At 59.4% G+C, this 26,162-nt stretch carries 30 protein-coding genes and 1 other annotated feature; of the genes, 20 read left to right on the top strand and 10 right to left on the bottom strand.

Annotation, left to right across the window (positions count from 1 at the left end):
- Positions 1 to 44: 44 nt before the first annotated feature.
- Positions 45 to 1,217 (bottom strand): prephenate dehydratase, encoded by a 1,173-nt coding sequence (gene pheA, locus NMD14_15140; protein XEI32082.1) that lies wholly within the window; start codon positions 1,215 to 1,217, stop codon positions 45 to 47.
- A 38-nt stretch (positions 1,218 to 1,255) separates the two neighbouring features.
- Positions 1,256 to 1,377 (bottom strand) — a sequence feature (Phe leader region).
- 171 nt (positions 1,378 to 1,548) lie between these two features.
- On the opposite strand from pheA, the gene NMD14_15135 reads away from it, so the two are divergent.
- From NMD14_15135 to NMD14_15060, 16 genes are all read left to right on the top strand, one after another.
- Complete coding sequence (locus tag NMD14_15135; GenBank protein ID XEI32081.1) at positions 1,549 to 2,160, top strand: HAD family phosphatase; 612 nt, start codon at positions 1,549 to 1,551, stop codon at positions 2,158 to 2,160.
- Positions 2,161 to 2,178: 18 nt separating this feature from the next.
- Positions 2,179 to 2,457, top strand: coding sequence for a DUF6482 family protein (locus NMD14_15130; protein XEI32080.1), 279 nt, complete (start codon positions 2,179 to 2,181; stop codon positions 2,455 to 2,457).
- 81 nt (positions 2,458 to 2,538) lie between these two features.
- On the top strand, positions 2,539 to 3,375 hold the full coding sequence (locus NMD14_15125) for a hypothetical protein (protein XEI32079.1): 837 nt from the start codon (positions 2,539 to 2,541) through the stop codon (positions 3,373 to 3,375).
- Positions 3,376 to 3,481: 106 nt separating this feature from the next.
- The gene (locus NMD14_15120; protein XEI32078.1) at positions 3,482 to 4,054 is read left to right on the top strand and encodes a DUF3157 family protein; all 573 of its coding nucleotides are present in this window, start codon (positions 3,482 to 3,484) and stop codon (positions 4,052 to 4,054) included.
- A 404-nt stretch (positions 4,055 to 4,458) separates the two neighbouring features.
- On the top strand, positions 4,459 to 5,406 hold the full coding sequence (locus NMD14_15115) for a DUF523 and DUF1722 domain-containing protein (protein ID XEI32077.1): 948 nt from the start codon (positions 4,459 to 4,461) through the stop codon (positions 5,404 to 5,406).
- A gap of 146 nt (positions 5,407 to 5,552) precedes the next feature.
- Positions 5,553 to 6,440 (top strand): MerR family transcriptional regulator, encoded by an 888-nt coding sequence (locus NMD14_15110; GenBank protein ID XEI32076.1) that lies wholly within the window; start codon positions 5,553 to 5,555, stop codon positions 6,438 to 6,440.
- A complete protein-coding gene (gene phrB / locus NMD14_15105; protein ID XEI32075.1) occupies positions 6,437 to 7,873 on the top strand; it encodes a deoxyribodipyrimidine photo-lyase in 1,437 nt (478 codons plus the stop codon). Before NMD14_15110 ends, phrB begins: the two co-directional genes overlap by 4 nt.
- Position 7,874: 1 nt before the next feature.
- Positions 7,875 to 8,303 (top strand): nuclear transport factor 2 family protein, encoded by a 429-nt coding sequence (locus tag NMD14_15100; protein XEI32074.1) that lies wholly within the window; start codon positions 7,875 to 7,877, stop codon positions 8,301 to 8,303.
- Positions 8,300 to 9,034, top strand: a complete 735-nt coding sequence (locus tag NMD14_15095) for an SDR family NAD(P)-dependent oxidoreductase (protein ID XEI32073.1) — start codon at positions 8,300 to 8,302, stop codon at positions 9,032 to 9,034. Before NMD14_15100 ends, NMD14_15095 begins: the two co-directional genes overlap by 4 nt.
- The gene (locus NMD14_15090) at positions 9,031 to 10,290 is read left to right on the top strand and encodes an FAD-dependent oxidoreductase (GenBank protein ID XEI32072.1); all 1,260 of its coding nucleotides are present in this window, start codon (positions 9,031 to 9,033) and stop codon (positions 10,288 to 10,290) included. Before NMD14_15095 ends, NMD14_15090 begins: the two co-directional genes overlap by 4 nt.
- Positions 10,287 to 11,069 carry a DUF1365 domain-containing protein gene (locus NMD14_15085; protein ID XEI32071.1) on the top strand — a complete coding sequence of 261 codons (783 nt, stop codon included), beginning with the start codon at positions 10,287 to 10,289 and terminating at the stop codon, positions 11,067 to 11,069. The genes NMD14_15090 and NMD14_15085 overlap by 4 nt, the downstream gene beginning before the upstream one ends.
- Positions 11,069 to 12,325: a cyclopropane-fatty-acyl-phospholipid synthase family protein gene (locus NMD14_15080; protein ID XEI32070.1), complete on the top strand. Its 1,257-nt coding sequence runs from the start codon at positions 11,069 to 11,071 to the stop codon at positions 12,323 to 12,325. The genes NMD14_15085 and NMD14_15080 overlap by 1 nt, the downstream gene beginning before the upstream one ends.
- A 2-nt stretch (positions 12,326 to 12,327) precedes the next feature.
- Positions 12,328 to 12,804 carry a DUF2878 domain-containing protein gene (locus NMD14_15075; GenBank protein XEI32069.1) on the top strand — a complete coding sequence of 159 codons (477 nt, stop codon included), beginning with the start codon at positions 12,328 to 12,330 and terminating at the stop codon, positions 12,802 to 12,804.
- Positions 12,804 to 13,022: a TIGR02450 family Trp-rich protein gene (locus NMD14_15070; protein ID XEI34778.1), complete on the top strand. Its 219-nt coding sequence runs from the start codon at positions 12,804 to 12,806 to the stop codon at positions 13,020 to 13,022. The genes NMD14_15075 and NMD14_15070 overlap by 1 nt, the downstream gene beginning before the upstream one ends.
- Positions 12,979 to 13,521 carry a chalcone isomerase family protein gene (locus NMD14_15065; GenBank protein ID XEI32068.1) on the top strand — a complete coding sequence of 181 codons (543 nt, stop codon included), beginning with the start codon at positions 12,979 to 12,981 and terminating at the stop codon, positions 13,519 to 13,521. Before NMD14_15070 ends, NMD14_15065 begins: the two co-directional genes overlap by 44 nt.
- Before the next feature lie 14 nt (positions 13,522 to 13,535).
- Complete coding sequence (locus NMD14_15060; GenBank protein ID XEI32067.1) at positions 13,536 to 14,075, top strand: DUF3833 domain-containing protein; 540 nt, start codon at positions 13,536 to 13,538, stop codon at positions 14,073 to 14,075.
- A gap of 73 nt (positions 14,076 to 14,148) precedes the next feature.
- Here NMD14_15060 and nqrM read toward each other — a convergent pair whose 3' ends face one another.
- The 9 genes from nqrM to NMD14_15015 form a co-directional block, all read right to left on the bottom strand.
- On the bottom strand, positions 14,149 to 14,373 hold the full coding sequence (gene nqrM / locus NMD14_15055) for a (Na+)-NQR maturation NqrM (protein XEI32066.1): 225 nt from the start codon (positions 14,371 to 14,373) through the stop codon (positions 14,149 to 14,151).
- Positions 14,374 to 14,382: 9 nt separating this feature from the next.
- Positions 14,383 to 15,420: an FAD:protein FMN transferase gene (locus tag NMD14_15050; GenBank protein XEI32065.1), complete on the bottom strand. Its 1,038-nt coding sequence runs from the start codon at positions 15,418 to 15,420 to the stop codon at positions 14,383 to 14,385.
- Between the two features lie 3 nt (positions 15,421 to 15,423).
- Positions 15,424 to 16,647 (bottom strand): NADH:ubiquinone reductase (Na(+)-transporting) subunit F, encoded by a 1,224-nt coding sequence (nqrF, locus tag NMD14_15045; GenBank protein XEI32064.1) that lies wholly within the window; start codon positions 16,645 to 16,647, stop codon positions 15,424 to 15,426.
- A gap of 32 nt (positions 16,648 to 16,679) precedes the next feature.
- Positions 16,680 to 17,276 carry an NADH:ubiquinone reductase (Na(+)-transporting) subunit E gene (gene nqrE, locus NMD14_15040; protein ID XEI32063.1) on the bottom strand — a complete coding sequence of 199 codons (597 nt, stop codon included), beginning with the start codon at positions 17,274 to 17,276 and terminating at the stop codon, positions 16,680 to 16,682.
- Positions 17,277 to 17,279: 3 nt separating this feature from the next.
- Complete coding sequence (locus tag NMD14_15035) at positions 17,280 to 17,912, bottom strand: NADH:ubiquinone reductase (Na(+)-transporting) subunit D (protein ID XEI32062.1); 633 nt, start codon at positions 17,910 to 17,912, stop codon at positions 17,280 to 17,282.
- Positions 17,905 to 18,693 carry a Na(+)-translocating NADH-quinone reductase subunit C gene (locus NMD14_15030; GenBank protein ID XEI32061.1) on the bottom strand — a complete coding sequence of 263 codons (789 nt, stop codon included), beginning with the start codon at positions 18,691 to 18,693 and terminating at the stop codon, positions 17,905 to 17,907. The genes NMD14_15035 and NMD14_15030 overlap by 8 nt, the downstream gene beginning before the upstream one ends.
- Positions 18,683 to 19,912 carry an NADH:ubiquinone reductase (Na(+)-transporting) subunit B gene (locus NMD14_15025; GenBank protein XEI32060.1) on the bottom strand — a complete coding sequence of 410 codons (1,230 nt, stop codon included), beginning with the start codon at positions 19,910 to 19,912 and terminating at the stop codon, positions 18,683 to 18,685. The genes NMD14_15030 and NMD14_15025 overlap by 11 nt, the downstream gene beginning before the upstream one ends.
- 3 nt (positions 19,913 to 19,915) lie before the next feature.
- Positions 19,916 to 21,259 carry a Na(+)-translocating NADH-quinone reductase subunit A gene (locus tag NMD14_15020; GenBank protein XEI32059.1) on the bottom strand — a complete coding sequence of 448 codons (1,344 nt, stop codon included), beginning with the start codon at positions 21,257 to 21,259 and terminating at the stop codon, positions 19,916 to 19,918.
- 433 nt (positions 21,260 to 21,692) lie between these two features.
- Positions 21,693 to 22,007: a BolA/IbaG family iron-sulfur metabolism protein gene (locus NMD14_15015; GenBank protein XEI32058.1), complete on the bottom strand. Its 315-nt coding sequence runs from the start codon at positions 22,005 to 22,007 to the stop codon at positions 21,693 to 21,695.
- Between the two features lie 204 nt (positions 22,008 to 22,211).
- On the opposite strand from NMD14_15015, the gene NMD14_15010 reads away from it, so the two are divergent.
- The 4 genes from NMD14_15010 (at position 22,212) to NMD14_14995 (ending at position 26,091) form a co-directional block, all read left to right on the top strand.
- Positions 22,212 to 23,345, top strand: coding sequence for a methyltransferase (locus tag NMD14_15010; protein ID XEI32057.1), 1,134 nt, complete (start codon positions 22,212 to 22,214; stop codon positions 23,343 to 23,345).
- Positions 23,346 to 23,363: 18 nt separating this feature from the next.
- Entirely contained in the window at positions 23,364 to 23,948 is a 585-nt protein-coding gene (locus NMD14_15005) for a YajG family lipoprotein (GenBank protein XEI32056.1), read from the top strand.
- Positions 23,949 to 23,950: 2 nt separating this feature from the next.
- Complete coding sequence (locus tag NMD14_15000) at positions 23,951 to 24,538, top strand: peptidylprolyl isomerase (GenBank protein XEI32055.1); 588 nt, start codon at positions 23,951 to 23,953, stop codon at positions 24,536 to 24,538.
- A gap of 173 nt (positions 24,539 to 24,711) precedes the next feature.
- Positions 24,712 to 26,091 carry an MFS transporter gene (locus tag NMD14_14995; GenBank protein XEI32054.1) on the top strand — a complete coding sequence of 460 codons (1,380 nt, stop codon included), beginning with the start codon at positions 24,712 to 24,714 and terminating at the stop codon, positions 26,089 to 26,091.
- Positions 26,092 to 26,162 lie beyond the last annotated feature (71 nt).

The raw sequence follows: 26,162 nt of genomic DNA, 5'->3' as shown, positions 1-26,162 counted from the left end.
TCAAAAAAAGGCGAGCAGGGTGCTCGCCTTTTGTCGTTGTGGGCTTAGCTCCCCATCAGCACCGGCGGTACTGTGGTGGGTTTCACATCCTCGCTCGGGTAGCAGCCCAGCACCTTGATATAGCGGGTGATCTTGGTCAGCTCCACCAGTGCGGCCTGCATCGCCGGGGTCTGCAGGTTGGCGGAGACATCCAGATAGAACATCTCCTCCCACGGGTTGCCCTGCACCGGACGGGACTCCAGCTTGGTCATGTTGATCTCGTGGCTACGCAGTACCAGCAGCGCCTCGACCAGCGAGCCCGGCTTCTGGGAGGTGGACATGATGAGGGTGGTCTTGGCCGGGATTTGCGGCGCCACGTCGATGGGCTTGCGCGCCACCACGATAAAGCGGCTGTAGTTCTCTTTCTGGTTGGCCAACTGCTCGGCCAGCACATCCAGGCCATAGAGCTCGCCACCGGCGGCGCTGCCGATGGCGGCGGCCTCGGGGCTGGCCAGCTCCTTCACCTTCATCATGGCGCTGGAGGAGGAGTCGCAGATCTCGTGACGGGCCCCCTCCAGTTTGCTCAGGTAGTGAGAGCACTGCTGGAATACCTGCGGATGGGCATAGAAGGTCTTGATGCGGCTTAACTCGGTCGGCACGGCGGTGAGAATGCAGTGCTCGATGGGGTAGGTGAGCTCGCCGACGATGGAGAGGCTGGTGTGCTGCATCACGTCATAGACTTCGTTGATGGAGCCCGAGCTGGTGTTCTCGATGGGCAGCACACCAAAGGCGGCGCGACCCGACTCCACCGCATCCAGCACTTCGCGAAAATTCTGGCAGTTCACCTCGATCACCTGATCCTTGTAGCGCGCCAGATATTTGCGGGCGGCCAGGCTGGAGTAGGAACCGCGGGGCCCCAGATAGGCGACGCTGGTCATCGGCTCCTGCTGTCCCGGGTTGAGCAGGCTCTGCAGATAGGCCTGCTGGGAGAGCACCGAGTCCTCGATGATAGTGTGGTAGATGCGGGTGATGTACTGGGCATCCAGCCCCAGCACGCGCCCTTTCTGGATCAGGGCGACCAGCAGCTCCTGCTCCCGCTGGTGGTCCCGGATGGGGCGCGGGTTGGCTTGCTTGGCGCGGGCCACCTCGATGCTGAGGGTCTTGCGTTTCGCCAGCAGGGCAAGCAGCTCCTGATCCAACCGGGTGATGTCTTGTCTGATCTCGTCGAGCGTTGCCATGATTGTTCCCTATCCAAGTAATCGATTGATATTAATGCAAAAAAAAACCTCCGCTAGGGGAGGCTCGATTCGTCTTTGCGTTCTGTTCACACGACGACAGGCCTTCCCTCAAACGGGCCGGATAAACGAGAAAGCAAAGAAGAATGTTGGCTGCATGGTCAAAGTCCTTATGGTAACGCCCTAACCATTAAGGGATTTGCCGGTCTGATGCAAGTAAAACTTGCCCGCAGGCGGGGATGGGGGCAGGGTATCCGGTTAAGAAAATGGCGTATGAACAATATTCTATTGGCTCTTTTTTTGCGGCGACAACGCAGTGGGGGAGGTAAAGACGATGGCGATTATTTTCGATCTGGGGCGGGTGGTGGTGAGTTGGGATCCGGTGGGCATAGTGCGCTCGGTGCGTGGCTCGCAAGGGGCCGAACAGGTGGCAGAACAGCTCTTTAACCACCCGGACTGGCTGGAGGTGGACAGAGGCACCATGTCGCTCCACACCATGGCCCGCGAAGCACAAGTGCGCACCGGCCTCTCGGCGGCGGAGAATCTGGCCATTTTACAGGCCGTTCCCGCCTCCCTGCTGCCAGATCCCGCTATGCTAACTCTGATAGCCGAGTTGCATGGAGCGGGGCACACTCTGTATGCCCTCTCCAACATGGGCCATGCCAGTATCGACTGGCTGGAGCAGCATCAGGCGTTCTGGCGCTTCTTCAGCGGCAAGGTGGTATCGGCGCGGGTGCGGATGATGAAGCCGGAGCCGGATATCTACCGTTATCTGCTGGTGTCGTTCGATCTGAAACCGGCAGAGTGTATCTTCATCGATGACAGTCCCGCCAATATTGCGGCGGCTGAGGCCCTTAGCATCAACGGGATCGTCTTCACCGATGCGGTGAGTTGTCGCCAACAACTGGTTGCGCTGGGCTGTTTTCCCGTTAATGACAAGGGGTAATGCCCCTGTGGGAGCGTTATGGAGCATGGCCGGTTTCGCAATTGGCTCAGTCGCTATCCCGAGGCGACGCTGATCATCGCCTGCAAGGATGGCAGCGGTTATCAGCTCTGTATCGAGGCGGAAGGGGCGTGCCTCTGCCTGACCGACAGCGAGGGAGGGCGGCTGACCTTTACCTCGCTGGATCAGGCGCAAGGTTTCTTGCGAGCTCATCGGGTTAATCAGGCAAAATTGCGAATTTATGATGCCGAAAATGAAGATATGTCGGCAGGATCACAGGAAATAATTATAAAGTTTTAATTTTAACCTGACTCTTTTCAGGGTTTATTCAGCTTTTCCCCCCCACAATAATGCACCTGTTCATCATCCTGGAGCCGTTTAATGGGTGCCAATATAGTTGTACTGAATCAGGGATATGACCACTCTTTTCAGGCTAGGGAGCAGCTATTACTTGAGCGATTGGCGGATTATGACGAGTTGATTGTCTCTTTTTCGGGGCGGTTGGAATCCTGCTACAGCATCGATCTGTGCCGCGCTGCCGGCGTGAAAATCCACGCTATTACCCTCGATAACCCGACCCGCAGTCGCAGCGAAGTGGCCCGTACCCGGCGTTATTGTCAGCGCTATGGTATCGAGCACAGGGTCATCAAGAGCGACGAGATTGTCTTCTGCGATCGCCTGCCAAATGTTGAAGGGCTGATCGACCCAGTTCGCCACATGGGTGAGCATGTTAAGACGCGTCCGGAATGGGCTCATCTGCCTCTGTTGGTCCCTGCATCGGTGGAGGAGCGTGATCACTATCTGGCTCAGTTCGGTTCCCTGCCGGCCAATAGCATCTGGTTTTTTGCCGACAACGGGGTGATGAGCCGCGATTTTCGCTATGGCTTCAACAAGCGTCGGCTCGGTCGTTGGGGTAAGGGGAGCAACGGTTGCCTGAGCAATCGCTTCACCAATCCACGGATGCTGGAGCTGCGTTATCTGCAGATGGTGGATCAGGCTGAACAGATGCTGGCCGACATGGGGCTGGACGAGGCACAGGTCTTTTTCCATACCCTGTGCGACTGTTCTACCACCCTGGCCCGGGTGCGTTTGCCCGAGCATCAGCGCGCGCAGGCCTTTGATATGCAATCGGATATTCTGTCCGCCCTCAAGGGGAGCAAGTTCGATCTGGTGACTCTGGATATGGCGCACAAAGAGCGGCACGATCTCGCCATCTAGCCTGCGGGCGGGCGATGCGGGTGCCAGAACGTGAGTGCTGTCATAGGCAAGGGGCAACGGGACTGTTTATACTGTCGCCCTTCCACCCGTTACTGAGCTTCGCCCTATGCAACCCTTCTCCCATCTGCTGATTGCCCTGTGCCTCTCCCCCGTACTGGCGCAGGCGGCCCCTCTTTCTCAGGTGACGCTGCCCGATGGCCGGCAGGTTCAGCTCAACGATAACTTCACCTGGGAGTATCTGGTGGTCAAACCGGCAGAACCCGTGCAGGGCGTGGCGGCTGATGAGAAGGCGGGGGCCGTGGTGGCGGTCGCTGCTCCGGTGCTGACCGATCAGGCCAAGGCCAATCCGGAACTGCTCGCCCAGATAGCGCGCGACGGTGTGGTGGTCAAGCTGGACAAGATCGAGGGATCTGACCCGCTGCTGCTGACCTTTATGGTGAGCAATACCGGCAATCGCAATGTGGTCGGGGTGCGCGGCATGGTGACCCTGTTCAGTGCTGACGGCGTACAGCTGAGCCGTCAGGAGGCCCGCTTCTGGGTTGCCGAGAACCGCCTGCCGGAGACCTATCTGCGCAAGGGGCAAGCCCGTCCATCGCTGGCCCTCGAGATCCCCCGTCCTGCCGGATTGACCGGCCAGCCACTGGTGCGGGTCGAAATTGACGAAGTGGTCTTCCGCTGATTTTGCGCAGTTCCGGCCCATGCAAACCGTTTGGGCCGGCAACGTGTTGCCGCTGACATCCCCTGCAATATCTGCTTACATCTGACTGGGTTCTGCAACAGCTTGCCGCTCGGCAAGCCGGGAACTTGGCCGCACAATGATGCCATACCCGCTCGCTAGCAACGGGTCCGCCACCTAGGCGCACACCAAATCCGACTATCTGAACAACAATGTGTTTTTCCCCGGCGTCTAATCATCCTTCCTGTCGTGCTTCCATTTTTACCCATGACTTCGGTCATGGTTTTTTCTTTTTCCGGTGATCCCTTTTTTCTCCTTGTGTCGTATCAGTCGCAAATAGTTATACAACTTCCATTTCTTTGTATAACTGCTATAAGTTAATCAATGCTTATACAAGGAGCGTCATCATGTACAAGATTAAAGTCGGTATCAGTGCCTGCCTGCTGGGACAAGAGGTGCGTTTCGACGGGGGCCACAAGCGCTCCAGCTTCTGCGAACGGGATCTTGGCGCTCACTTTGACTACCACCCCGTCTGTCCCGAGATGGCTATTGGTCTCGGGGCGCCCCGCGCCGCCATCCGGCTGGTCAAGCGCCACGGCGAGATCCGCGCCGAGGCGAGCAACGGCAGCTTCGATGTCACCGAAAAGCTGATTGCCTTCAGCGAGCAGAAAGCCCGCCAGCTCGACTTTATCTCCGGTTATATCCTCTGTGCCAAATCCCCCAGCTGCGGCATGGAGCGGGTCAAGGTCTATGGCGCCAACAACGAGGGGAGCGCCAAGGAGGGGATCGGCCTGTTTGCCAAGGCGCTGATGGAGGCCAACCCCTTGCTGCCGGTCGAAGAGGATGGCCGCCTGTGCGACCCCATCCTGCGGGAGAACTTCGTGCTGCGGGTCTTTGCCTACCACGACTGGCAGCAGCTCTGCGCCCGTGGCATCACCGCCTCTGCGCTGATCCGCTTTCACTCCCGCTACAAGTATCTGGTGCTCTCCCACGCCACCACCCACTACCGGGCGCTTGGCAAGCTGCTCGGCAATCTGGGCAAGTCCGCCAACCTGCAGGAGGTGGCCGACAACTACATCAAGGGATTGATGACGGCGCTGACCCTGCGGGCCAACCGCCGCAGCCATACCAATGTGCTGATGCACCTGCAGGGCTACTTCAAGCGGGTGCTGACCCCAGCCCAGAAGCAGGAGCTTGCCGATACCATCGACAAGTACCGCACCGGCATCTTCCCCTTGCTGGTGCCGCTCACTCTGATCCGTCACTACCTGCGCGAGTACCCCAATCCCTATCTCGCTGAGCAGGTTTATCTCAATCCGCACCCCGATACGCTCAAATTGCGCTACGGGCTCTGAGAATGCTGTTTTGTGCGGTCGAGCAGGTCTATCTCGACCTTCACCCCGACACGCTCAAGCTGCGTTACGGGCTCTGAATCCGTTCTGTTGCCCCGGTGCATGGTTTGCGCCGGGGAGCTTGACCCCTCTGTTTGATGGACGTTGTCATGTCTGATTTACCGCAAGAAGTTGCTCCTATGGCTGATGAGGGGATCTACCCCATTCGCGAGGTCTCCCGCCTCACCGGCGTCAACGCCGTCACCCTGCGTGCCTGGCAGCGCCGCTACGGGCTGGTGCAGCCGGCCCGTACCGAAAAGGGCCACCGCCTCTACAGCGAACAGGATATTCGCCAGATCGGCGAGATCCTGAGTTGGCTGGAGCGGGGGGTGAGTATCGGGCAGGTGAAGGGGCTCTTGAGCGAACCCCATTCCGAACCGGTGAGCGATCACTGGCAGCAGACCCTGGAGCAATTCAGTCAGGCGCTGCTCGCCTTCAACCAGCGCAAGGCAGAGGCCGAGCTTAACGACCTGCTGGCGAGTTACCCGTTCGAGCTGGTGCGCAGCCGGGTACTGCAACCGCTGGTGGAGCGGCTGCTGGGGCTGTGGCGCGAGCGGCCTGATGGCGAGTTGCTGCAACAGGTGTGGCTGGGTTGGCTGCATACCCGCTTCGCCCGCCACCTGATCGAGCAGGAGAAGGGCGTGCCGATCACGCTGGCGAGCTGGGGACAGGTCGGCCCGCTCGATCTGGTCTGGGCCGCCTACGAGCTGATCGGTCACGGCTATGAGGTGCAACTGCTGGGAGCGGTCGAACCTCGCCATGTCAGCCTGCTGGAAGGACGTGCCGTCACCCCCTGGCTGGTACTGCTGGGGGTTGGGCTTGGCAAGCTGGAGCTGGCCGCCGGGTGGCCCGCAGGCACGCGCCTGTTTGGCGAGTTGGGGCGCCTCTACGACGACGAGTGGCTGCAAGCCCACGGCTGGCGGGCGAGCCTTGCCGAGCTGATGGTGGACGCACCTGCTTCGGCTGGCGCCAGCGGACGCGGGAGAAAAAAATCATGAAGCTGGTCTGGTTGCGCAACGATCTGCGCCTTGCCGACAACCCGGCGCTGCGCGCTTGTTGTGGAAAGAGTGCCTGCGCCGATGATGAGCCGGTGGCCGCACTCTTTATCGTCTCCCCCACCCAGTGGCGGCTGCACAAAATGGCCCCCATCCGCCAGCGCTTTATGTTGGCGCAGGTGGATGAGTTGGGGCGCGAGCTGGCGGCGCTCGGCATTCCGCTTCATCTGCTGCGCGTGGAGACCTTTGCCGAGGTGCCCACAGCTCTGACGAACTTCAGCCGCGAGTTGGGGGTGACCCAGCTCTATGCCAATCAGGCCATCGAGATAGACGAGCAGCGCCGCGACCATTCCGTCAGCGCTGCGTTGGCAGAGCAGGCGGTGAGCTGTCACTGGCTCAACGGCTGCTGCGTGTTGCCGCCGGGGCGGGTGCTGACCGGCTCGGGGGAGATGTTTAAGGTCTTCACCCCTTTCAGTCGCGCCTGGCTCAAGGCTCTCGATGAGGAGGGTTTTGTCATTCATCGCGCCCCTGCGCCCCGTGGCGAGCCCTTGCCGTGGCAGCCGCTGGCCGAACGGGCGTGGGTTGATGAGGCGCTCGGCGAGCTGACGGCAGACCCCCGCTGGCCGGTAGGGGAGGCCGAGGCCAGCCGCCGTCTGAATGACTTTTTGGAGCAGGCGGTGCTCGACTATGGCGAGACCCGGGATTTTCCTGCCATCGCGGGCACGTCCGTGCTCTCCCCCTATCTGGCGGCGGGCATCATCAGCCCGCGCCAGTGTGTGGCGGAGCTCCAGCAGCGGCTTGGCTATCGGCCCCAGTCCAAGGCCCAGCCCGGCTTTGTCTGGCTCAATGAGCTGGTCTGGCGCGAGTTTTATCGCCACCTGCTGGTGCTGATCCCGACCCTCTCCATGAATCTCCCCTTCAAGCCCGAGACGGCAGCCTTGCCGTGGAGCTGGGATCCGGATGCCTTCGCCGCCTGGTGCGAGGGCCGTACCGGTTACCCCATCGTCGATGCGGCGATGCGTTGCCTCAACGCCACCGGCTGGATGCACAACCGGCTGCGGATGATAGTGGCGAGTTTTCTCACCAAGGATCTCCATATCCACTGGCGGCTCGGGGAGGATTACTTCATGAGTCGGCTCATCGACGGAGATCTGGCAGCCAACAACGGTGGCTGGCAGTGGGCAGCGGGTACCGGCGCCGATGCGGCGCCCTATTTCCGGGTCTTCAACCCCACTACTCAGGGGCAACGATTTGATCCACAAGGGGAGTTTATCCGTACTTGGGTAACTGAACTGGCCGATATTCCTGCCGCTTATGTGCATCAGCCCCACGACTGGCTGAGACTCAAGGGGCGACAGGATTATCCGGCACCCATGGTGGATCACGCCGTTGCCCGGGTGAGAGCCATCGAGATGTTTCGCTCTCTGGAGAAATAGGATGAACGAGCCGCTGGCCCGCTTTATTGGCCTTTATCAGCAATTGGACAAACAGCAGTTGCACCGCTTGCCCGAGGTCTATGCCGAACAGGTGGTCTTTACCGATCCGGCCCACCGTATCGATGGGCTGGCAGCGCTTACTGACTATTTTTCCGCTATGTACCAGCGCCTCGCCTACTGCCGCTTCGAGATCACCAGTCAGCAGCAGCAAGGGCAGGAGGCATGGCTCAGCTGGATAATGCATTTTTCTCATCCACGGCTGGCTAGCGGTCAGACGGTTACGGTAGAAGGTGCCACTCGACTCACCTTTGACAAGCTTGGTAAGGTAGTTATGCACCGCGATTATTTTGATCTTGGCGCCATGCTCTACGAGCAGTTGCCGCTACTGGGCTCAGTGGTGCGAGCGATCAGAGGGAGATTGGGTTCATGAATGGACGCGTATTGATCACCGGCGCCAGCTCAGGGATCGGTCGTCAGCTGGCGCTGGACTACCAGCAGGCCGGGTGGCAGGTGTGGGGCTGTGGCCGCGATGGTGAGCGGTTACAGGAATTGGCGCAAGCAGGCGTCACCCCGCTGCAGTTCGATGCCCGGGATCTGGCCGCAATGCGCGGGGTAGTCGCCACCCTGCCCCCCCTAGATCTGCTGATCCTCAACGCAGGCAACTGCGAGTACATGGATGTGGCGGAGGGGTTTGACAGCGATCTGTTTGCCCGTGTCATCGACACCAATCTGACCGCCACCGGCCATGCGCTGGCCGCCTTCTTGCCGCTGTTAGGGGCGGGATCACGGCTAGCCATCGTCAGCTCGTCGGTGAGCTGGCTGCCGCTGCCGCGAGCCGAGGCGTATGGTGCCTCCAAGGCGGCCCTCGACTATCTGGCGGATACCTTGCGCCTCGATTTGGCCAGTAAAGGGATTGGGGTGACCCTGATCCGTCCCGGCTTTGTCCAGACGCCGCTGACCGCCAAAAATGATTTTCCCATGCCCTGTCTGGTGACGGTGGAGCAGGCCTCCAGCGCCATCATGGACGGGCTGACCGCTGGTCGTCACCAGATCCACTTTCCCCGCCGTTTCATCTGGTTGCTGCGCCTGCTTGGTGCGTTGCCGGTGGGGCTCTGGCTGCGCCTTGGCCGCGCACTCGTATCGAAAGGAAGCCATTCATGAAGAGAAAGATCGCCATCGTCGGTTCAGGGATTTCGGGGCTCACCGCCGGTTTTCTGCTACACAAACTCCATGACATAACCCTGTTCGAGGCGGCGCCGACTCTGGGGGGACACACAGCCACTGTCGATGTGAATCAGGCTGGCCGCAGCTATGCCATCGACACCGGCTTTATCGTCTTCAACGATCGTACCTATCCCAACTTCTTGAAGTTGCTGGCGCGGATCGGCATGGCGCGGCAACCGGCCGAGATGAGCTTCTCGGTGAAGAGTCCGGAGGGGCTGGAGTATAACGGCCACAACCTTGACACCCTGTTTGCCCAGCGCAGCAATCTGCTGAGCCCCCGTTTCTACGGTTTCGTCGCCGAGATCTTGCGTTTCAATCGGGAGGCGCGGGCCTGGCTGGCCGATGGTCAACATCAGGGGGCGGGCCCCGAGCTGACGCTGGGGGACTTTCTGCTGGCGGGGGAATTTAGCGACTACTTCGCCCGCCACTACATCTTGCCGATGGGGGCGGCGATCTGGTCATCGACCCTGGCCGATATGCGTGCCTTCCCCCTTGGCTTCTTCCTGCGCTTTTTTGCCAACCACGGCCTGCTCGATGTGGCCAATCGTCCCCAGTGGTATGTGATTCCGGGTGGCTCGCGGGAATATATCGGCCCCCTTACCGCGGGTTGGCAGTCGCAGATCCGCCTCGCCTGTCCGGTGCAGAGCGTGCGGCGGGACGCGGACGGCGTGGTGATCCAGAGCAGTTATGGCGAGGAGCGGTTTGACGAGGTGATCTTCGCCTGCCACAGCGATCAGGCGCTGGCGCTGCTGGCAGATCCCGGCGAGCGGGAACAGGCCATCCTCGGCGACATGCCCTATCAGGCCAACGATGTCTGGCTCCATACCGATGCCCGCTGTTTGCCTACCCGCCGCAAGGCATGGGCCAGCTGGAACTATCAGCTCGATGGCAACGACGAGGCGCGGCCGCTGGTGAGCTACAACATGAATATCCTGCAGGGGGTGAACTCGCCAGAGCCCTTCTGCGTCAGCCTCAATCCCAAGGGCAAGGTGGATGAGAGCAAGGTGCTGCGCCGCTTCGTCTACCACCATCCGGTGTTCAATCAGGCCTCCATCGCCGCCCAGCAGCGGCGGGCGGAGATCTGCGGCCAGCAGCACACCCACTTCTGCGGCGCCTACTGGTACAACGGCTTCCACGAGGATGGGGTGCGCAGTGCGCTGGATGTCGCCAGGCGCTTCGGGGCCGAGCTATGAATGGCGCCAACGTGGCCACCGAACATGAGCGTGCTGATGAACTGGCAGGTGTCACCAGCGCCATCTGGCAGGGCTCGGTGCGCCATCGCCGTTTTGCGCCGCGGGCCCACACCTTCTCCTACAGCCTCTTTATGCTGGGACTGGATCTCGACGAGCTGCCGCAGCTCGATCAGGGGCGCTGGTTCGGGGTTGAGCGAGCGGGGCTGCTCTCGTTTCACCGCCATGACTATCTCAAGGGCAGTGAGGGGGGCCTCAAGCAGGCGGTGTGGCAGAAGGTGAGCGAACTGGGTGGCGATGCCGATCATGAGGGGCGGGTACTGCTGCTCGGCAATGTGCGCTGTCTGGGGTTCTACTTCAGTCCGGTCAACTTCTACTTCTGCTACCGGCAGGGCGAGGCGCGCTATCTGCTGGCGGAGGTGTCGAACACTCCCTGGAACGAGCGTCACTACTACCTGCTGGATCTGGCGGCGCTGGCGCCCCATGACAAGGATTTTCACGTCTCCCCCTTTATGGGGCTGGCGATGCGTTATCACTGGCGCATCAGGCCGCCCGCGCAGGAGACACTGATCCACATCGAGAGTCATCCCGTATCCGGTGAAGCCAAGCTGTTTGACGCAACCCTGGCGCTCACTCGCGAACCCTTGTCGCGCAAGGGGCTGGTGGCCCTGCTGGCCCGCTGGCCCTGGATGACCATGAAGGTGCTGCTCGGGATCTACTGGCAGGCCCTGCGTCTTTTTATCAAACGAACCCCGATTTTTACCCATCCGGAGAGCCGCTAATGGAACTTGCTCAATCAACCCTCTCAGCCTCATTCATCGATAAAAGTGCAAGGCAATTGCTGCTCAAACTGCTGGGTCGTCTCGAACATGGTCAACTGCTGCTGCGGGATGGCGGTGAGCGCCATAGTTTTGGCGTGGCGGGCACCGATCTGCATGCCGAACTGGTGGTGCAGGATCCGGCCTTCTATCGCCGCCTGTTGCTGGGGGGCAGCATTGCCGCCGGGGAGACCTGGGTGGAGGGGCTCTGGACCAGCCCGGATCCGGTGGCACTGGTGCGGCTGCTGGCTCGCAACCTGACCCTGCTTGACTCCCTCGAGCGGCGCCTCGGCTGGCTCAGTTTTCCCTTCAACAAGGTGCGCCACTGGCTCAACCGCAATACTCTGACCGGCTCGCGCTCCAACATCGCCGCCCACTACGATCTCGGCAATACCCTCTATCAGGGCTTTCTCGACGGCCATATGCAGTACTCGAGCGCCATCTATCCGAGCGCCGAGGCCACCCTCGAAGAGGGGCAGCAGGCCAAGCTGCGCACCATCTGCGAGCGGCTGGAACTGGGGCCTGACGATCATCTGCTGGAGATCGGTACCGGCTGGGGCGGCCTCGCCGTCTATGCCGCCCGCCACTATGGCTGCCGGGTGACCACCACTACCATCTCCCGGGCCCAGCACGACTATGCCAAGGAGTGGATTGCGCGGGAGGGGCTGGGGGATCGCATCACCTTGCTGCTGGAGGATTATCGCAAGCTGGAGGGTACCTATGACAAGCTGGTCTCCATTGAGATGATCGAGGCGGTAGGTCACGCCTTCCTGCCCGACTATTTCCGCCAGTTGTCACGGCTGCTCAAGCCCGGTGGTCGTCTGCTCATTCAGGCCATCACCATCGCCGATCAGCGTCATGCCCAGTATCTGCGCGGGGTCGATTTTATCCAGCGCTACATCTTCCCCGGTGGCTGCCTGCCCAGCGTCTCCCAGATGGCGGGGTTGCTGGCGCGGGAGACCGACATGCAGCTGGTGCGGTTGCACGATCACGGCCATCACTATGCCCGCACACTGGCTCACTGGTGCGAGCGCTTTCTGGCGCTGGCGCCCGAGCTGCCCAAGCTCGGTTACAGCCAGGATTTCATCCGGTTGTGGCACTTCTACTTCGCCTATTGCGAGGGGGGATTCTGGGAGCGCAGCATCAGTCTGGTGCAGCTGGAGGCCGCCAAGCCGGGGCCCGCTGGCTGGTCGGGTGATGTGCCAGTAAGCGGTCACTGACCATGTGGCAGTGGGCTCATCTGCTGGGGTTCAACCTCTACTGGTTGCTGGCGGTGAAGTGGCAGCAACCGGGCCCGCTGCTGGCAATGTTGCTGCTGCACTTTCTCTTCTCACCCAGCCGCCAGCGTGACTGGCGGCTGCTCCCCATCGCGGTTGCCGGCTGCCTGCTGGATGCGCTGCTCTGGCAGCTCGGCTTGTTCCGGTTCCCGTCCGGTTTTCCCCTCTGGCTGGTGCTGCTCTGGCTCGGTTTTGCCCTGACGCTGGGCCACGGCATGCGCTGGCTGCTGCGCTTGCCTCGCTGGCAGCAGGCGCTGTTTGGCGTGTTTGGCGGTGCCTCCTCCTATGTGGCGGGGGCCGCCATGGGGGCAGTACACTTACCCTGGGGCATCTGGATCAGTACGGCGCTGCTGGCAGTGATCTGGATGTGGTGGTTACCCGTACTCCTGTGGGTAATGGTCAAGCTGGAGGGTGAGTCATGATGAACGCCTTTTCGACCGACACGTTGCTTTTTTCCAAATGGACCAAAGAGAGCCAGTACGAGCTCACTGATCGCTTCTATCTGGTGGTTGCCTGCCAGCGGGATGCGCAGGGGCAGCTGGTGCAGGTGGTGATGCAGGATATCAATACCCTGCAGGAACAGGAGATGGACTGGCATGAACTGGAAGACCCCAACCACTGGCATATGGGGTGGAATTAACCCGCTGCTGTTGGCGTTTACGCTCTTTGCTGCAACCGCGGTGCAGGCTTCTGCCGCCCCCTGGCAGCAGCTGCGCCCGGTCGGGCAGGGGGAGATGAACTGGCTCTGGTTCAAGCTCTACGATGCCACCCTCTACAGCGTGAGCGGGCGCTATCAGCCCGGTCACTATCCACAGGCTCTGACCCTCACCTATGCCAGATCCATCGAGCGGGAAGATCTGCTGAGCGCCACCGCCGCCGAGTGGCAGCGGCTCGGTCTTGGCACTGAGGCCGAGCGTCAGCGCTGGCTCGGCCAGCTCGCCGCACTCTGGCCCGATGTACAGGCGGGCGACAAGCTCACCTTCTATGTCGACAAGGGAGGGGCAGGCCACTTCTGGTGGCAGGAGAAGCCGCTCGGCACCCTGGCCGATCCGCAATTCTCGGCTGCCTTCCTCGCCATCTGGCTGGCTGACAACAGCCGCGATCCCGCCCTGACCCGCCGCCTGCGTGGCCAACCCTGAACATGGAGTTTCTGATGTCTTTCTATCGTGCATACCGCTGGTTGCTGTTGCTCCCCTTTTTGTTGTTGAGCGGCTGTGGTGCCAGTCTCGATGACTATCGGGGGCAGGGGCCTAACTGGGATCTCGCCCGTTTCTTCAACGGCAAGTTGGTGGCTCACGGCCTGGTGACCGACCGCAGCGGCGAAGTGACCAGTCGCTTTCGGGTCGAGATGGTGGGGCGCTGGCAGAACGGTAAGGGGGAGTTGTTCGAGCAGTTCTACTTTGACGATGGCCGCCAGCAGACCCGGACCTGGTATCTGCGCCAGGGCGATGATGGTCACTGGCGCGGTAGCGCTTCCGATGTGGTGGGGGAGGCGGTGGGTAAAACCCAAGGGTTTGCCCTCAACTGGCGTTACCAGCTCGATCTGGCGCTGCCGGATGGCGAGGTGGTGCGGGTGAGCTTCGATGACTGGATGTATCTGCTGGATGAGGATCGCCTGATCAACCGCGCCGCCATCAGCAAGTTCGGTATCCATCTTGGCGAGGTGATCCTCTATATCGAACGTCTGCCCTGACCGTTAACGCAAGATAACGGCCAGCAAAAAGCGCGCAAATGGCGCGCTTTTGTTTACTGAAAAATCAGGGTCATCAGATGATGCGGTTCTCTTCCAGCATCTTGCGACGGGCCTCTTCCTTGGCCATCTTCTTCTTGCGGTTGTCGCAGGGTTCCGGGCAATCGCACTCTTTCTCGATGCCGACGCTACCCAGACCGCCGCAGGAGCCGGAGATAGTCTTCTTCTGGAAGATGTAACCGATAGCCATGGCGGCTATCACCAGCATGAATACCCCGAAGGTGATCAGAAAAATTTGCATCTCTACCTCTTACTTCTTGACCAGATAGGGCTTGAAGGCATCGGAATAGGCCTCTTCAAAGCCCTTGTCGGTCTTGGTGATCACGAAGATCGCCAGGCCTCGCTCGTTGGCATAGGCCAGGCTCTTCTCGGTCCCCATCACCATAAACACGGTGGCCAACCCGTCTGCGGTCATGCAGGAAGGGTGGATCACGGTGACCGACACCAGACGGTGCTGGATCGGTTTGCCGCTGCGCGGATCTATGGTGTGGGAGAAGCGCTGACCATCCAGTTCATAGTAGTTGCGGTAATCGCCGGAGGTGGCAACCCCGTTGTCACCGGGCACAATCACCTCTTGCACCGTGCCGGTGCCCGCAGTGGGTTTTTCTATGGCCACGCGCCAGGGGTGCCCCTTGCCGTTGACGCCATTGATCCGCAGCTCGCCGCCAATCTCCACCAGATAGTTACGCGCACCCAGGGACTCCAGATACTCGGCCACCTTGTCCACCCCAAAGCCCTTGGCGATGGCGGAGAGATCGACGTAGAGATCCGGAATATCTTTTTGCAGGGTGTCGGCATCCACCGAGGTGATGACGTGCAGGTTGCCCAGGCCGGTCTTCTGGCGAGTCTGGGTGATCAGCTCGTCAGAAGGGATCTTGGTCGGCTTCTTGTCCGGGCCAAAGCCCCACAGATTGACCAAGGGGCCAACGGTGACGTCCAGCGCCCCCTGGCTCTCACGGCCAATGTGAATGGCCTCTGTGACGACCCGTGCGGTATCGCGGGAGACCACTACCGGTTTGTTGTCACGGCTCTGGTTGAAGCGCGACAGTTCGGAATCGGGGCGATAGGTCGACATCTGATCGTTGACCCGCTCCAGCAAGACATCGACCTCGGCCTGTAATTTGGCCGGATCGCTGATGGCGCTGTCCGCCACCTTGATGGAGTAGTAAGTGCCCATGGTGCTACCGGTGATATGGATCTCCGGTTTGGATTGGACCATCTCCTGACCGCACCCAGTCAAGAAAAAGGCTAGCCCGAAGGCTAGCCAGGTCTTTACAACACTGTGCATGGATTAACCACCAAAGTCATCCAACAGGATGTTTTCGTCTTCAACGCCCAGATCTTTGAGCATGTTGATGACGGCAGCGTTCATCACCGGAGGTCCACACATGTAGAACTCGCAATCTTCCGGTGCTTCGTGGTTCTTGAGATAGTTCTCGTAGAGCACGTTGTGGATGAAGCCGGTGTAGCCGTCCCAGTTGTCTTCCGGTTGCGGATCAGACAGGGCGACGTTCCAGGTGAAGTTCTCGTTCTCGGCGGCGAGCATGTCAAAGTCTTCGACATAAAACATTTCGCGCTTGGAACGGGCACCGTACCAGAAGCTCATCTTGCGCTTGGACTTCAGGCGACGCAGTTGGTCGAAGATATGGGAACGCATCGGCGCCATACCTGCACCACCACCGATGAACACCATTTCGGCATCGCTTTCCTTGGCGAAGAATTCACCGAACGGACCGGAGATAGTCACCTTGTCGCCAGCCTTCAGGCTGAAGATGTAGGAGGACATCTGTCCCGGAGGGGCAGTCCAGTTGCTCGGGGGGGGCGTTGCGATACGCACGTTCAGCATGATGATGCCGAACTCTTCCGGATAGTTGGCCATGGAGTAGGCACGGATGATCGGCTCATCGACCTTGGACTCCAGCTCAAAAATCTTGAAGCGATCCCAGTCACCGCGATACTCCTCGGGAATATCGAAGTTCTTGTAGTGCACGTGGTGAGCCGGGGCTTCAATCTGGATATAACCACCGGCGCGGAACGGTACGCTCTCGCCATCGGGGATCTGCAGCTTGAGCTCCTTGATGAAGGTGGCCTTGTTATCGTTGGAGATAACCGTACATTCCCACTTCTTCACTCCGAAGATCTCTTCCGGCAGTTCGATATCCATGTCGGAGCGAACGGTAACCTGACAGGCCAGGCGCTCGCCGTGACGGGCTTCGCCCTTGCTGATGTGATCCAGTTCGGTCGGCAGGATATCGCCGCCACCGGATTTCACCCGTACCTTGCACTGGCCGCAGGAGCCACCGCCGCCACAGGCGGAGGAGACGAAGATACCGCTGCCAGCCAGCACGCCGAGCAGCTTGCCACCGGCCGGGCTGGTCACAGCCTTGGCCGGGTCACCATTGATGCTGATTGTCACGTCGCCCGCGGTCACCAGCTTGGACTTGGCGAACAGAATGACTGCCACCAGTGCCAGCAGGATCACGGTAAACATGACCACACCCAAAATAATTTCCATCTATCGTTCCTTTCTGATTGCAGGAAAGCCGATTACAGGGAGATACCAGAGAAGGACATGAAGCCCAGCGCCATCAGGCCGGCGGTGATGAAGGTGATGCCCAGACCGCGCAGGCCTTGTGGAACATCGGAGTACTTCATCTTCTCGCGGATACCTGCCAACGCAACGATCGCCAGCATCCAGCCTGCCCCTGAACCCACACCGTAGACCACAGACTCCATGAAGTTGTAGTCACGCTGCACCATGAAGGAGACGCCACCGAAGATGGCGCAGTTCACGGTGATGAGCGGCAGGAAGATACCCAGCGCGTTGTAGAGTGCCGGGAAGTACTTGTCCAGCGCCATCTCCAGGATCTGTACCAGTGCTGCAATCACACCGATGAAGGTGATGAAGCTCAGGAAGCTCAGATCCAGACCGGATACCAGAGCGCCATCTTTAAGCACGTAGTTGTAGATCAGGTTGTTGGCAGGAACCGCGATGGTCTGCACCACAATAACGGCAATACCCAGACCCATGGAGGTCTTTACCTTCTTGGACACCGCCAGGAAGGTACACATCCCCAGGAAGAAGGAGAGTGCCAGGTTTTCGATGAAGATCGATTTAATCAACAGACTCAGATAGTGTTCCATACCTTAATCCTTCGCCTCCACCTGCTTGGGATCCTTGGTGCGTACGCCCCAAATGATCAGACCAATGATGAAGAATGCACTCGGCGGCAGCAGCAGCAGGCCGTTGGGCACATACCAGCCACCGTTGTTCACCAGTGGCAGCAGTTCGATGCCGAACCAGGTGCCGGAGCCCAGCAGTTCACGCACGGTCGCCACGCTCAGCAGAATGGCGCCATAGCCCAGACCGTTACCGATACCATCCAGGAAGGAGGGCAGCGGGGCACTCTTCATGGCGTAGGCTTCGGCGCGGCCCATCACGATACAGTTGGTGATGATCAGACCCACGAACACCGACAGTTGCTTGGAGATGTCATAGGCATAGGCCTTGAGCACCTGGTCAACCACGATAACCAGTGAGGCGATGATCGCCATCTGCACGATGATCCGGACGCTGTTCGGGATCTGGTTGCGGATCAGGGAGATGAACAGGTTTGAGAAGGCGGTGACCGCCATGACCGCCAGGGTCATTACAAACGCAGTTTTCATCTGGCTGGTAACCGCCAGTGCAGAACAGACACCCAGCACCTGCAAGGCGATGGGGTTGTTGCCCAGCACAGGCGTCAACAGCAACTTCTTCATTTCGCTCTTGTCAGCCATTGTTGATTTCTCCTGCACGAACCTTGGCAAGGAAAGGACCGAAGCCCTTGGGACCCATCCAGAAGTCGAAGGTATGCTGTACGCCGTTACCGGTCAGGGTAGCGCCGGACAGGCCATCGATATCATGCTCGGAACCTTCCGGAGCATGGCCCTTGATGACGCGCAGCGCCGGCATGCCATTCTGGTCGAACAGTTTCTTGTCCTTGAACAGCGCCTGCCAGGCCGGGTTTTCGATCTCGCCACCCAGGCCCGGGGTTTCACCGTGGTCGTAGTAGGTGATGCCCTTGATGGTCTGGCCATCAGCGGCGACGGCGACGAAGGCATACATGGTCGACCACAGACCCTGACCGTAGATGGGCAGGATGATGCTGTCGATCTTGCCTTCGGCATCCTTGGCGAAGAATACCGGGATCTGCTTGGAGATCTGACGCAGGCTGGCCTTGTCGTCAGCGGCGGCAAGACGGATGCTGCGGGCCGGATCTTTGGCTGCCTGCTTGGTGTCGAAGTTGTCGGCATCGCCGTCAACAAAATCACCGGTGGTCAGATCTACCAGACGGGCTTCGATCTTGTCGCCATACAGTTTGGCAAGGTCGCGCTTGGCCACTTCGCTCACATCCACACCGGCTACGGCGAGAATGTTGCTCTGCTTGTCGAGCGCCTTGTTTTCCTGCTGGGTAGAACGCAGGCCCACAGCGGCAACGGATACCACGATGGAACAGGCCAGACAGAGGCCGGTGACCACGCTGACGGTGCCGAGGGTTGAATCTTTATTAAACGCCACGAGCAATCCTCCGCTTGATGTTTGCCTGAGCGACGAAGTGGTCAAACAGGGGGGCAAACAGGTTCGCAAACAGAATGGCCAGCATCATGCCTTCCGGGAACGCAGGGTTGACCACGCGCACCAGCACGACCATTACGCCGATCAGGGCGCCATACCACCACTTGCCCTTGTTGGTAAAGGCAGCGGAGACAGGGTCAGTCGCCATGAAGGCCATACCGAAGGCGAAGCCACCCAGTACCAGATGCCAGTGCCACGGCATGTTGAACATGGCGTTGGTGTCGGAACCGATGACGTTGAACAGCAGGGAGGTGGCGATCATACCGATCATCACACCGGCGATGATGCGCCAGGAGGCGATGCGCATGTAAACGATCATGGCCGCACCCAGCAGGATCATCAGGGTAGAGACTTCACCGATGGAACCCGGCAGGTTGCCGAGGAAAGCGTCCATCCAGCTGATAGCCTGGCCGGTTGCACCGTTGATCAGCGCCATCTGGCCGCCTTGGGCCCACTGGCTCAGCGCGGTTGCACCGGAGTAGCCATCGACGGCAACCCATACGGCGTCACCGGAGATCTGGCCCGGGTAGGCGAAGAACAGGAACGCACGACCAGCCAGCGCCGGGTTCAGGAAGTTCTTGCCGGTACCACCGAACACCTCTTTGGCCATCACCACACCGAAGGTGATACCCAGCGCAGCTTGCCACAAGGGCAGCTCGGGCGGCACGATCAGAGCAAACAGAATGGAGGTCACGAAGAAGCCTTCGTTAATCTCGTGTTTGCGCACCATGGCGAACAGCACTTCCCAGAAACCACCGACCAGGAACGCGGTCAGGTAGATCGGGAAGAAGTGGGTGGCGCCAATCAGCATCTTGCTGCCGATACCGGCAACTGCCGGATCGAGGGAGGCGCCCAGCATGGTGGCCAGCGCATATTGCCAGCTGCTGGCACCCGCAGCCGAGCCCATGTGGGCAATGGCGGCAATCGCCTGGTTACCCACGTTGAACATGCCCCAGAACATGGCCGGGAACACGGCCAGCCACACCATGATCATCATGCGCTTCAGATCGAGCGCATCACGAACGTGGGAGGCGTTGCGGGTAACGGTACCCGGGGTGTAGAACAGGGTGTACGCCGCTTCGAACAGGGCGTAGTACTTGGCGTACTTTCCACCCGGTTCGAAGTGGTGTTCCATATTTTCAAGAAGTTGCTTGAAACTCATCGCTTAACCTTCCAGTTCAATCTTGGTCAGGCACTCACGCAAGACTGGGCCGTACTCTGTCTTGCCGGGGCAGACAAAAGTACAGAGCGCCAAATCTTCCTCATCCAGCTCCAGGCAGCCCAGTGCTTGCGCACCATCGCTATCGCCGGAGATCATGTCCCGCAGCAGCAGGGTCGGCAGGATGTCGAGTGGCATCACCCGCTCATAGTTGCCGATAGGCACCATGGCACGGTCACTACCGTTGGTAGTGGTGGTGAAGTTGATCAGCTTGCCCTTCATCAGATGAGAAAGGGTGGTGCGGGTGATGGAGAACTTGTTGGCGCTGGGGTTGATCCAGCCCAGGAACTCTTTCTCGCGACCTTCGCCCAGTACGCAAACCTGATTGTGGTAGCGACCCAGATAGTCGTGAACACCGTCAGCCTTGGCACCGCTCAGCAGAGAACCGGAGATGACGCGGTTTTCGTCAGCGCGCAGCTCGTTGTTGGTGAGCTGGCTGATGCAGGCACCCATGCGGGTACGCAGCAGACGCGGCTTGAGCACGTTCGGGCCTGCCAGCGCGATCACCTTGTCAGTGCAAATCTGGCCGGTGGTGAACAGCTTGCCGAATGCGATCACGTCCTGATAGTTGATGTGCCACTGCACCTTGGTGCTGCTGACCGGATCCAGGAAGTGGATATGGGTACCTGGCAGACCGGCAGGGTGCGGACCAACGAAGATCTCTTCCTTGACCTGAGCCAGCGGAGAGTGGGGCAGGCTGCCTTCCCCTTTACAGACGTAAACGGTGCCGTCGGTCAGACGGGTCAATACGGCCAAGCCATCGAGGAAGGCTTGTGGCTGTTCCTTGATGATCAGATCGCTATTGGCTGCCAGCGGGTTGGTGTCCATTGCCGTCACAAAGATGGCGCGCGGGGCGGAGCCTACCGCGGGGACTTTGCTGAACGGACGGGTACGAAACGCAGTCCACTGACCTGATGCGACCAGGATCTCTTGCACCTTGCTGCGCTCGAGCTTGGCCAGCTCGGCAGAGGCAAAATGCTCAAAGGTCACCTGTTCATCGGAGCCATCGAGGTCGATGACCACGGACTGGAGAACACGTTTGGCACCACGGTTGATTTCTGAAACCACACCGGTGGCAGGAGCTGTGAATTTAACGCCCGGATTCTTCTTGTCTTCAAAAAGATCCTGACCTTTGATGACGCGATCACCTACTTTGACGAACATAGTAGGTCGCATCCCCACAAACTCCTCGCCCAGTGTCGCAACACGGGTGATGGCGGGGCCATCGTAGATTACTTGCTCTGGCGCACCCAGCACGGGGATGTCCAGTCCTCTTTTGATTGTAATCATACTCAATTGCACTACCGTTACGGGAGAGATTGGTTAGCGCCGAGAAATACATCACGACGGGTGGTTGAATGTGTTGATGTTGTGGTTGCGCCAGACGGTCAGGCCCAACAATTATTCAACATGCAAGCTCACTCAGAGGTGGCAGAGTTTACCACTTAAGGTGCATTTTCTGCCATGCCAAATGGGCAAAACCCCCCGTGCCATCACAAAATTAACTTGTAATGAATAACGCCAGAACCCCTTGTAAGTAGTGGTTTTAAAGGTTTTTTATTTAGATACCTCGATGGGGGTATTTGTTGTTGGGTGTAGACGGTTAAGAAGAACCTGTAATGTTTGAAAATACCCCTATTGATGTCGTTTTTTTTGGGGGGGTATAGGGGTGGTTTGTTAGATTTTTGTGTGCAGAGCGCCTATGCAAGGATGAGCGCGGGGCTCAGGAGAGTGACGGTTTGCCAACGCAGCTCGGGGTGCGCGGGGCGTGGCCTTTTTCCTGCCACTCGTGCTCTGTGTAGGTATGCAGCGCCAGTGCATGAATCGCGCCGGCCAGCTCGTCGGCCAGCACGGCATTGACCTGCCGATGACGGGCCAGCAGCCGCTGCCCTGCAAATTGCTCGCTGACGATCACCACCTTGAAGTGACTCTCTGAGCCCGGTTCCACCCGGTGCATGTGGCTCTCGTTGATCACCTCCAGCACGGTGGGGGAGAGGGCGGCGGTCAGCTTGGCTTCAATCAGTTGTTGGATGGTCATCGGATCGGTTTCCAGAGTGAATGTCGGGCCATTCTATCGGCAGTCGCGCGATGGAATAAGCCCCCGTAAGGGGGAAATCACCGGTCAGTTGTCCTCTTAATACGCATCGAACTGGTGAAATTCCTGCTCCTCGCTAGAATAGCGCCACTTTGCGTCGCCCCTGGCGCCTGGATACACGAATCAAGCCGAGGTTGGACTCTTCCTATGCAAACCCTTCTCGACACTCCCCATTGCCAGCTCACGCTCTACCGCTATCCGCGCCAGAGTCAGGAGACCCTGCAAGCCTGGGATGCGGCTGACGAATATCTGATCAATACCCTGGCGGAGTCCACCCTCGAGCAGGCGGGCCCCGTCATCATCATGAATGACAACTTTGGCGCGCTGGCCGCCTATCTGCACCCGCACTCCCCCTGCTGCGTCACCGACTCCTACATCAGCGAGCGGGCGACCCTGGCCAATCTGGCCGAAAACGGGCTGGATGCGGGCGGGATCCGCTTGCAGGATGCGCTGGCGCCGCTGCCCGATGCCCCTGAGCTGGTGGTGATTAAGGTATCCAAATATCAGGCTTTGCTGGAGCAGCAACTGTTGGCGCTGCGGGAGGTGGTGACACCGGCAACCCGCGTCATCGCTGCTGGCAAGGCGAAGGATATTCATACCTCTACGCTTAAATTGTTCGAGAAGTATCTGGGGCCTACTCGTACCTCGCTGGCCTGGAAAAAGGCGCGTCTCATTCACTGCGAGCCGCAGGCAGAGCGTCCCGCGCTGGCCAATCCCTTCCCGACCGTGTGGCCGCTGGAGGGAACTGACATGCTCATCCACAACCATGCCAATGTCTTCTCGCGCACCAGTCTCGATATCGGTGCCCGCTTTATGCTGGACAACTTGCCCATCCACAGTGCCCGCAAGGTGATCGATCTGGGCTGTGGCAACGGGGTGCTGGGGTTGTCGCTGCTCGCCAAAGACAGCGAGGTGGAGGTGACCTTTATCGATGAATCCTATATGGCGGTCGCCTCGGCCCGGCTCAACGTCGAGCACAACCTGCCCGATGCTCTGCCGCGCGCCCGCTTTATGGTCAATAACTGTCTCGACGGGGTGGCGGTCGGCTCGGCGGATCGGATCCTCTGCAACCCTCCTTTCCATCAGTTGCAGGCGATCACCGATCATATCGCCTGGCAGATGTTCAGCGATGCGCACCGGGTGTTGCCTCAGGGGGGGGAACTCTGGATAGTAGGCAACCGTCATCTGGACTATCACAACAAACTCAAGCGCTTGTTTGCCAACGCACAAGTCGTTGCGTCAAACAGCAAATTCGTTATTTTGAAAGCCATCAAACGCTAAAGCCAAAGGAAAACCATGATGAAAAAGTCACTCTTGCTGCTGGCCGCCCTGATGCTGGGCGGGTGTGCCACTCATTGGCCGGAGACGGCGCTGCTCAATCCGCAGGTGATCCCCGCCAACCAGCAATACTACTCTGGCAATCGCATCACCATGGAAGGGGTAGACAAGCGTGCGGCTGCCTACGTCTTCTCCATCAAACATAAAGAGAAAGCGCCGGTACTGGTCAATAGCGAGCGTCCGCTTAATCTGTTGATGGCCGAGCGGTTGGCCGAAGGGCTGCGCAGCCAGGGCCTGGAGGTGGGCAACAGTGGCACCACCAACCTGACGCTGGTGATCTCCAACGCCGCAGTTAATGTGGAAGAGAAGACCTTTACCTATGTCACCAAATCTCGCGTCAGCCTGCAGGTGATCGCCGATTTTCAGGGCAACCGTCTGACCAAGCAGTTCAACATGTCCTCCAGCAAGGAGAGCCCGAGCGAGCCAAGCATGGCGGATCTGGAATCCACCCTCAACCTGCAACTGGGTAGCGCACTGCAGCAGATCATGGCCGACGAGGCGCTGCGCGGTTATCTGAAAGGTCAACCGAACGGTGCAGGGGTCTGATGATGAAAAAAATCTGGTTGCTGGTCATGTTTATCACCCCGCTGGCGTTCGCGGGCCCGAAAGTCAGAATGGAGACCAACCACGGCAATATCGTGGTGGAGCTGGCGTCCAAGCAGGCGCCGCAGACGGTAAAGAACTTCCTGCGCTACGTGGCCGATGGTAGCTACGATGGCAGCATCTTCCATCGGGTGATCCAGAACTTCGTGGTACAGGGGGGCGGCTACAACCAGCAGTTCCAGCAACTGCCTACCTATGAGCCGGTGGTCAACGAGTCTCGTGGTGGTCTACCCAACCAGCGTGGCACCATCGCCATGGCCCGTACCCAGGCGGTCGACAGCGCCACTCGCCAGTTCTATTTCAATCTGGTCGATAACAACAACCTCAACGCCAATGGTGCCGCCGGTTATACCGTGTTCGGCCAGGTGGTGCAGGGGATGGAGGTGCTGGACAAGCTGGCTCAGGTGCAGACCGGTTACAGCCCCATTCTGCGTGCCAACGATGTGCCGACCAGCCCCATCATCCTGAAAAAGGTGGTATTGCTGGCAGAAACCCCGGCGGACAAGAAAGTCGATAAGAAAGCGGGTAAGTAACCCTCGCCATCCGTGGTTCGTCACCGCGCGCTCGTCACACACTATGCAAGGCACATCCCGCTTGGAATGTGCCTTTTCTCTATCCGGACTTCTTTTTGCCTATCGCTTTGCTTGCCTTGGCTATCTGCCATCAACCTGCCAAAATGACGCACTTTTCCAACGTCGTCAGGTAGTTGAACATGATCCGCAAACCAAGCTGGAGAGAGTCCCTCGCCGTCTATCTCGAATTTCGGGTGTTTATTCTCTTTGCCATGGGTTTTTCATCGGGTCTGCCGCTGCTGCTGGTGTTCGGTACCCTCTCATTCTGGTTGCGTGAGGCCGATGTCAGCCTGACCGATATCGGCTACATGAGCTGGGTGGCGCTCGCCTATGGCTTTAAATGGTTGTGGTCGCCGCTGGTGGATCGCATGCCGCTGCCGTTGCTCTCCACGCTGCTGGGGCGTCGTCGCAGCTGGATGTTCTTCTCCCAGTTGCTGATTGCCGCCGCGCTGGTCGGCATGGCGTTCTGCGATCCCAAGACCGAGCTGGCCCAACTGGCGCTGTTTGCCCTGCTGGTGGCCTTTGCCTCGGCCACGCAGGATATCGTTATCGATGCCTATCGTATCGAATCCGCCCCCGAGCGGCTGCAGGCGGCGATGGCGGCCTCCTACATGACCGGCTACCGGCTGGCGATGATCATGGCGGGTGCCGGTGCGCTGGCGCTGGCGGCCTGGTTTGGCAGCAACAGCGGCTATGACTATCGTGGCTGGCAGGTCACCTATCTGGTGATGGCGGGCCTGATGTCACTCGGGGTCATCACCACGCTGTTCTGCCACGAGCCGGATATCGATCTGGCCGGGCAGGGCAAACAACAGGCCGAACGCAAGGCACTGCTGCTGGAAAAAGGGTGGCCTGCGCTGCTGGCGAGTGCGGGAGCCTGGGGCTACGAAGCGGTCTGGTGTCCATTTGCTGACTTCTTTCGTCGCTATGGGAGATCGGCGCTGCTGATCCTTTTGCTTATCGCCTGCTATCGGGTTGCCGATGTGGTGATGGGGGTGATGTCCAACAGCTTCTATGTGGATATGCAGTTCAGCAAGACCGAGGTTGCGACGATTACCAAGGTGTTTGGCGTCATCATGACGCTGGTGGGCGCTGCGCTGGGGGGCGTGCTGGTGATGCGCTTTGGCACGCTGCGCATCCTGTTTTTGGGGGCGCTGCTCACCGCCAGCACCAACCTGCTGTTTGCCCTGCTCAATCAGGTTGGTCACAACCTGGAGCTGCTGACGCTGATCATCTCGCTCGATAACCTCAGTGCCGGTATCGCTACTGCGGCCTTCGTGACCTATCTCTCCAGCCTGACCAACGTCGCTTTTTCGGCGACCCAGTACGCCCTGTTCAGCTCGGTGATGTTGCTGCTACCCAAGTTGCTGGCCGGTTTTTCCGGGCAGGTTGTGGAGCAGATTGGCTACAGTGCCTTCTTTATCGGAACCAGTTTATTGGGCTTGCCGGTGTTGTTGTTGATTGTGCTAGTAGCCAGAAAAGGGCGTGAGTTGCTCTCAACGGCTGACAAATAGCAAGCGTTTGCGTAGAATCGGGGGTGATTAGATTCACACTTCCGGATAAAGTTCCCGAGAAGTTGTTTCAC

This window comes from Aeromonas veronii (assembly GCA_041319085.1).
GTDB lineage: Bacteria > Pseudomonadota > Gammaproteobacteria > Enterobacterales > Aeromonadaceae > Aeromonas > Aeromonas veronii_F.
Note: the sequence above shows the minus strand (reverse complement) of the source record. Positions and strands in the feature narration are given on the sequence as shown.

What these genes read in the sequence shown, in the direction of transcription:
- NMD14_15015 (XEI32058.1), bottom strand. Translation starts at nt 22,007, where the DNA reads ATGACCATCCAACAACTGATTGAAGCCAAGCTGACCGCCGCCCTCTCC.
- NMD14_15075 (XEI32069.1), top strand. Translation starts at nt 12,328, where the DNA reads ATGTGGCAGTGGGCTCATCTGCTGGGGTTCAACCTCTACTGGTTGCTG.
- NMD14_15000 (XEI32055.1), top strand. Translation starts at nt 23,951, where the DNA reads ATGAAAAAAATCTGGTTGCTGGTCATGTTTATCACCCCGCTGGCGTTC.
- nqrE (XEI32063.1), bottom strand. Translation starts at nt 17,276, where the DNA reads ATGGAACACTATCTGAGTCTGTTGATTAAATCGATCTTCATCGAAAAC.
- NMD14_15060 (XEI32067.1), top strand. Translation starts at nt 13,536, where the DNA reads ATGTCTTTCTATCGTGCATACCGCTGGTTGCTGTTGCTCCCCTTTTTG.
- nqrF (XEI32064.1), bottom strand. Translation starts at nt 16,647, where the DNA reads ATGGAAATTATTTTGGGTGTGGTCATGTTTACCGTGATCCTGCTGGCA.
- NMD14_15025 (XEI32060.1), bottom strand. Translation starts at nt 19,912, where the DNA reads ATGAGTTTCAAGCAACTTCTTGAAAATATGGAACACCACTTCGAACCG.
- NMD14_15085 (XEI32071.1), top strand. Translation starts at nt 10,287, where the DNA reads ATGAATGGCGCCAACGTGGCCACCGAACATGAGCGTGCTGATGAACTG.
- NMD14_15100 (XEI32074.1), top strand. Translation starts at nt 7,875, where the DNA reads ATGAACGAGCCGCTGGCCCGCTTTATTGGCCTTTATCAGCAATTGGAC.
- NMD14_15110 (XEI32076.1), top strand. Translation starts at nt 5,553, where the DNA reads ATGTCTGATTTACCGCAAGAAGTTGCTCCTATGGCTGATGAGGGGATC.
- NMD14_15135 (XEI32081.1), top strand. Translation starts at nt 1,549, where the DNA reads ATGGCGATTATTTTCGATCTGGGGCGGGTGGTGGTGAGTTGGGATCCG.
- NMD14_15035 (XEI32062.1), bottom strand. Translation starts at nt 17,912, where the DNA reads ATGGCTGACAAGAGCGAAATGAAGAAGTTGCTGTTGACGCCTGTGCTG.
- NMD14_15070 (XEI34778.1), top strand. Translation starts at nt 12,804, where the DNA reads ATGAACGCCTTTTCGACCGACACGTTGCTTTTTTCCAAATGGACCAAA.
- NMD14_15130 (XEI32080.1), top strand. Translation starts at nt 2,179, where the DNA reads ATGGAGCATGGCCGGTTTCGCAATTGGCTCAGTCGCTATCCCGAGGCG.
- nqrM (XEI32066.1), bottom strand. Translation starts at nt 14,373, where the DNA reads ATGCAAATTTTTCTGATCACCTTCGGGGTATTCATGCTGGTGATAGCC.
- NMD14_15020 (XEI32059.1), bottom strand. Translation starts at nt 21,259, where the DNA reads ATGATTACAATCAAAAGAGGACTGGACATCCCCGTGCTGGGTGCGCCA.
- NMD14_15050 (XEI32065.1), bottom strand. Translation starts at nt 15,420, where the DNA reads ATGCACAGTGTTGTAAAGACCTGGCTAGCCTTCGGGCTAGCCTTTTTC.
- NMD14_15010 (XEI32057.1), top strand. Translation starts at nt 22,212, where the DNA reads ATGCAAACCCTTCTCGACACTCCCCATTGCCAGCTCACGCTCTACCGC.
- pheA (XEI32082.1), bottom strand. Translation starts at nt 1,217, where the DNA reads ATGGCAACGCTCGACGAGATCAGACAAGACATCACCCGGTTGGATCAG.
- NMD14_15115 (XEI32077.1), top strand. Translation starts at nt 4,459, where the DNA reads ATGTACAAGATTAAAGTCGGTATCAGTGCCTGCCTGCTGGGACAAGAG.
- NMD14_15080 (XEI32070.1), top strand. Translation starts at nt 11,069, where the DNA reads ATGGAACTTGCTCAATCAACCCTCTCAGCCTCATTCATCGATAAAAGT.
- NMD14_15125 (XEI32079.1), top strand. Translation starts at nt 2,539, where the DNA reads ATGGGTGCCAATATAGTTGTACTGAATCAGGGATATGACCACTCTTTT.
- NMD14_15005 (XEI32056.1), top strand. Translation starts at nt 23,364, where the DNA reads ATGAAAAAGTCACTCTTGCTGCTGGCCGCCCTGATGCTGGGCGGGTGT.
- NMD14_15120 (XEI32078.1), top strand. Translation starts at nt 3,482, where the DNA reads ATGCAACCCTTCTCCCATCTGCTGATTGCCCTGTGCCTCTCCCCCGTA.
- NMD14_15095 (XEI32073.1), top strand. Translation starts at nt 8,300, where the DNA reads ATGAATGGACGCGTATTGATCACCGGCGCCAGCTCAGGGATCGGTCGT.
- NMD14_15090 (XEI32072.1), top strand. Translation starts at nt 9,031, where the DNA reads ATGAAGAGAAAGATCGCCATCGTCGGTTCAGGGATTTCGGGGCTCACC.
- phrB (XEI32075.1), top strand. Translation starts at nt 6,437, where the DNA reads ATGAAGCTGGTCTGGTTGCGCAACGATCTGCGCCTTGCCGACAACCCG.
- NMD14_15065 (XEI32068.1), top strand. Translation starts at nt 12,979, where the DNA reads ATGAACTGGAAGACCCCAACCACTGGCATATGGGGTGGAATTAACCCG.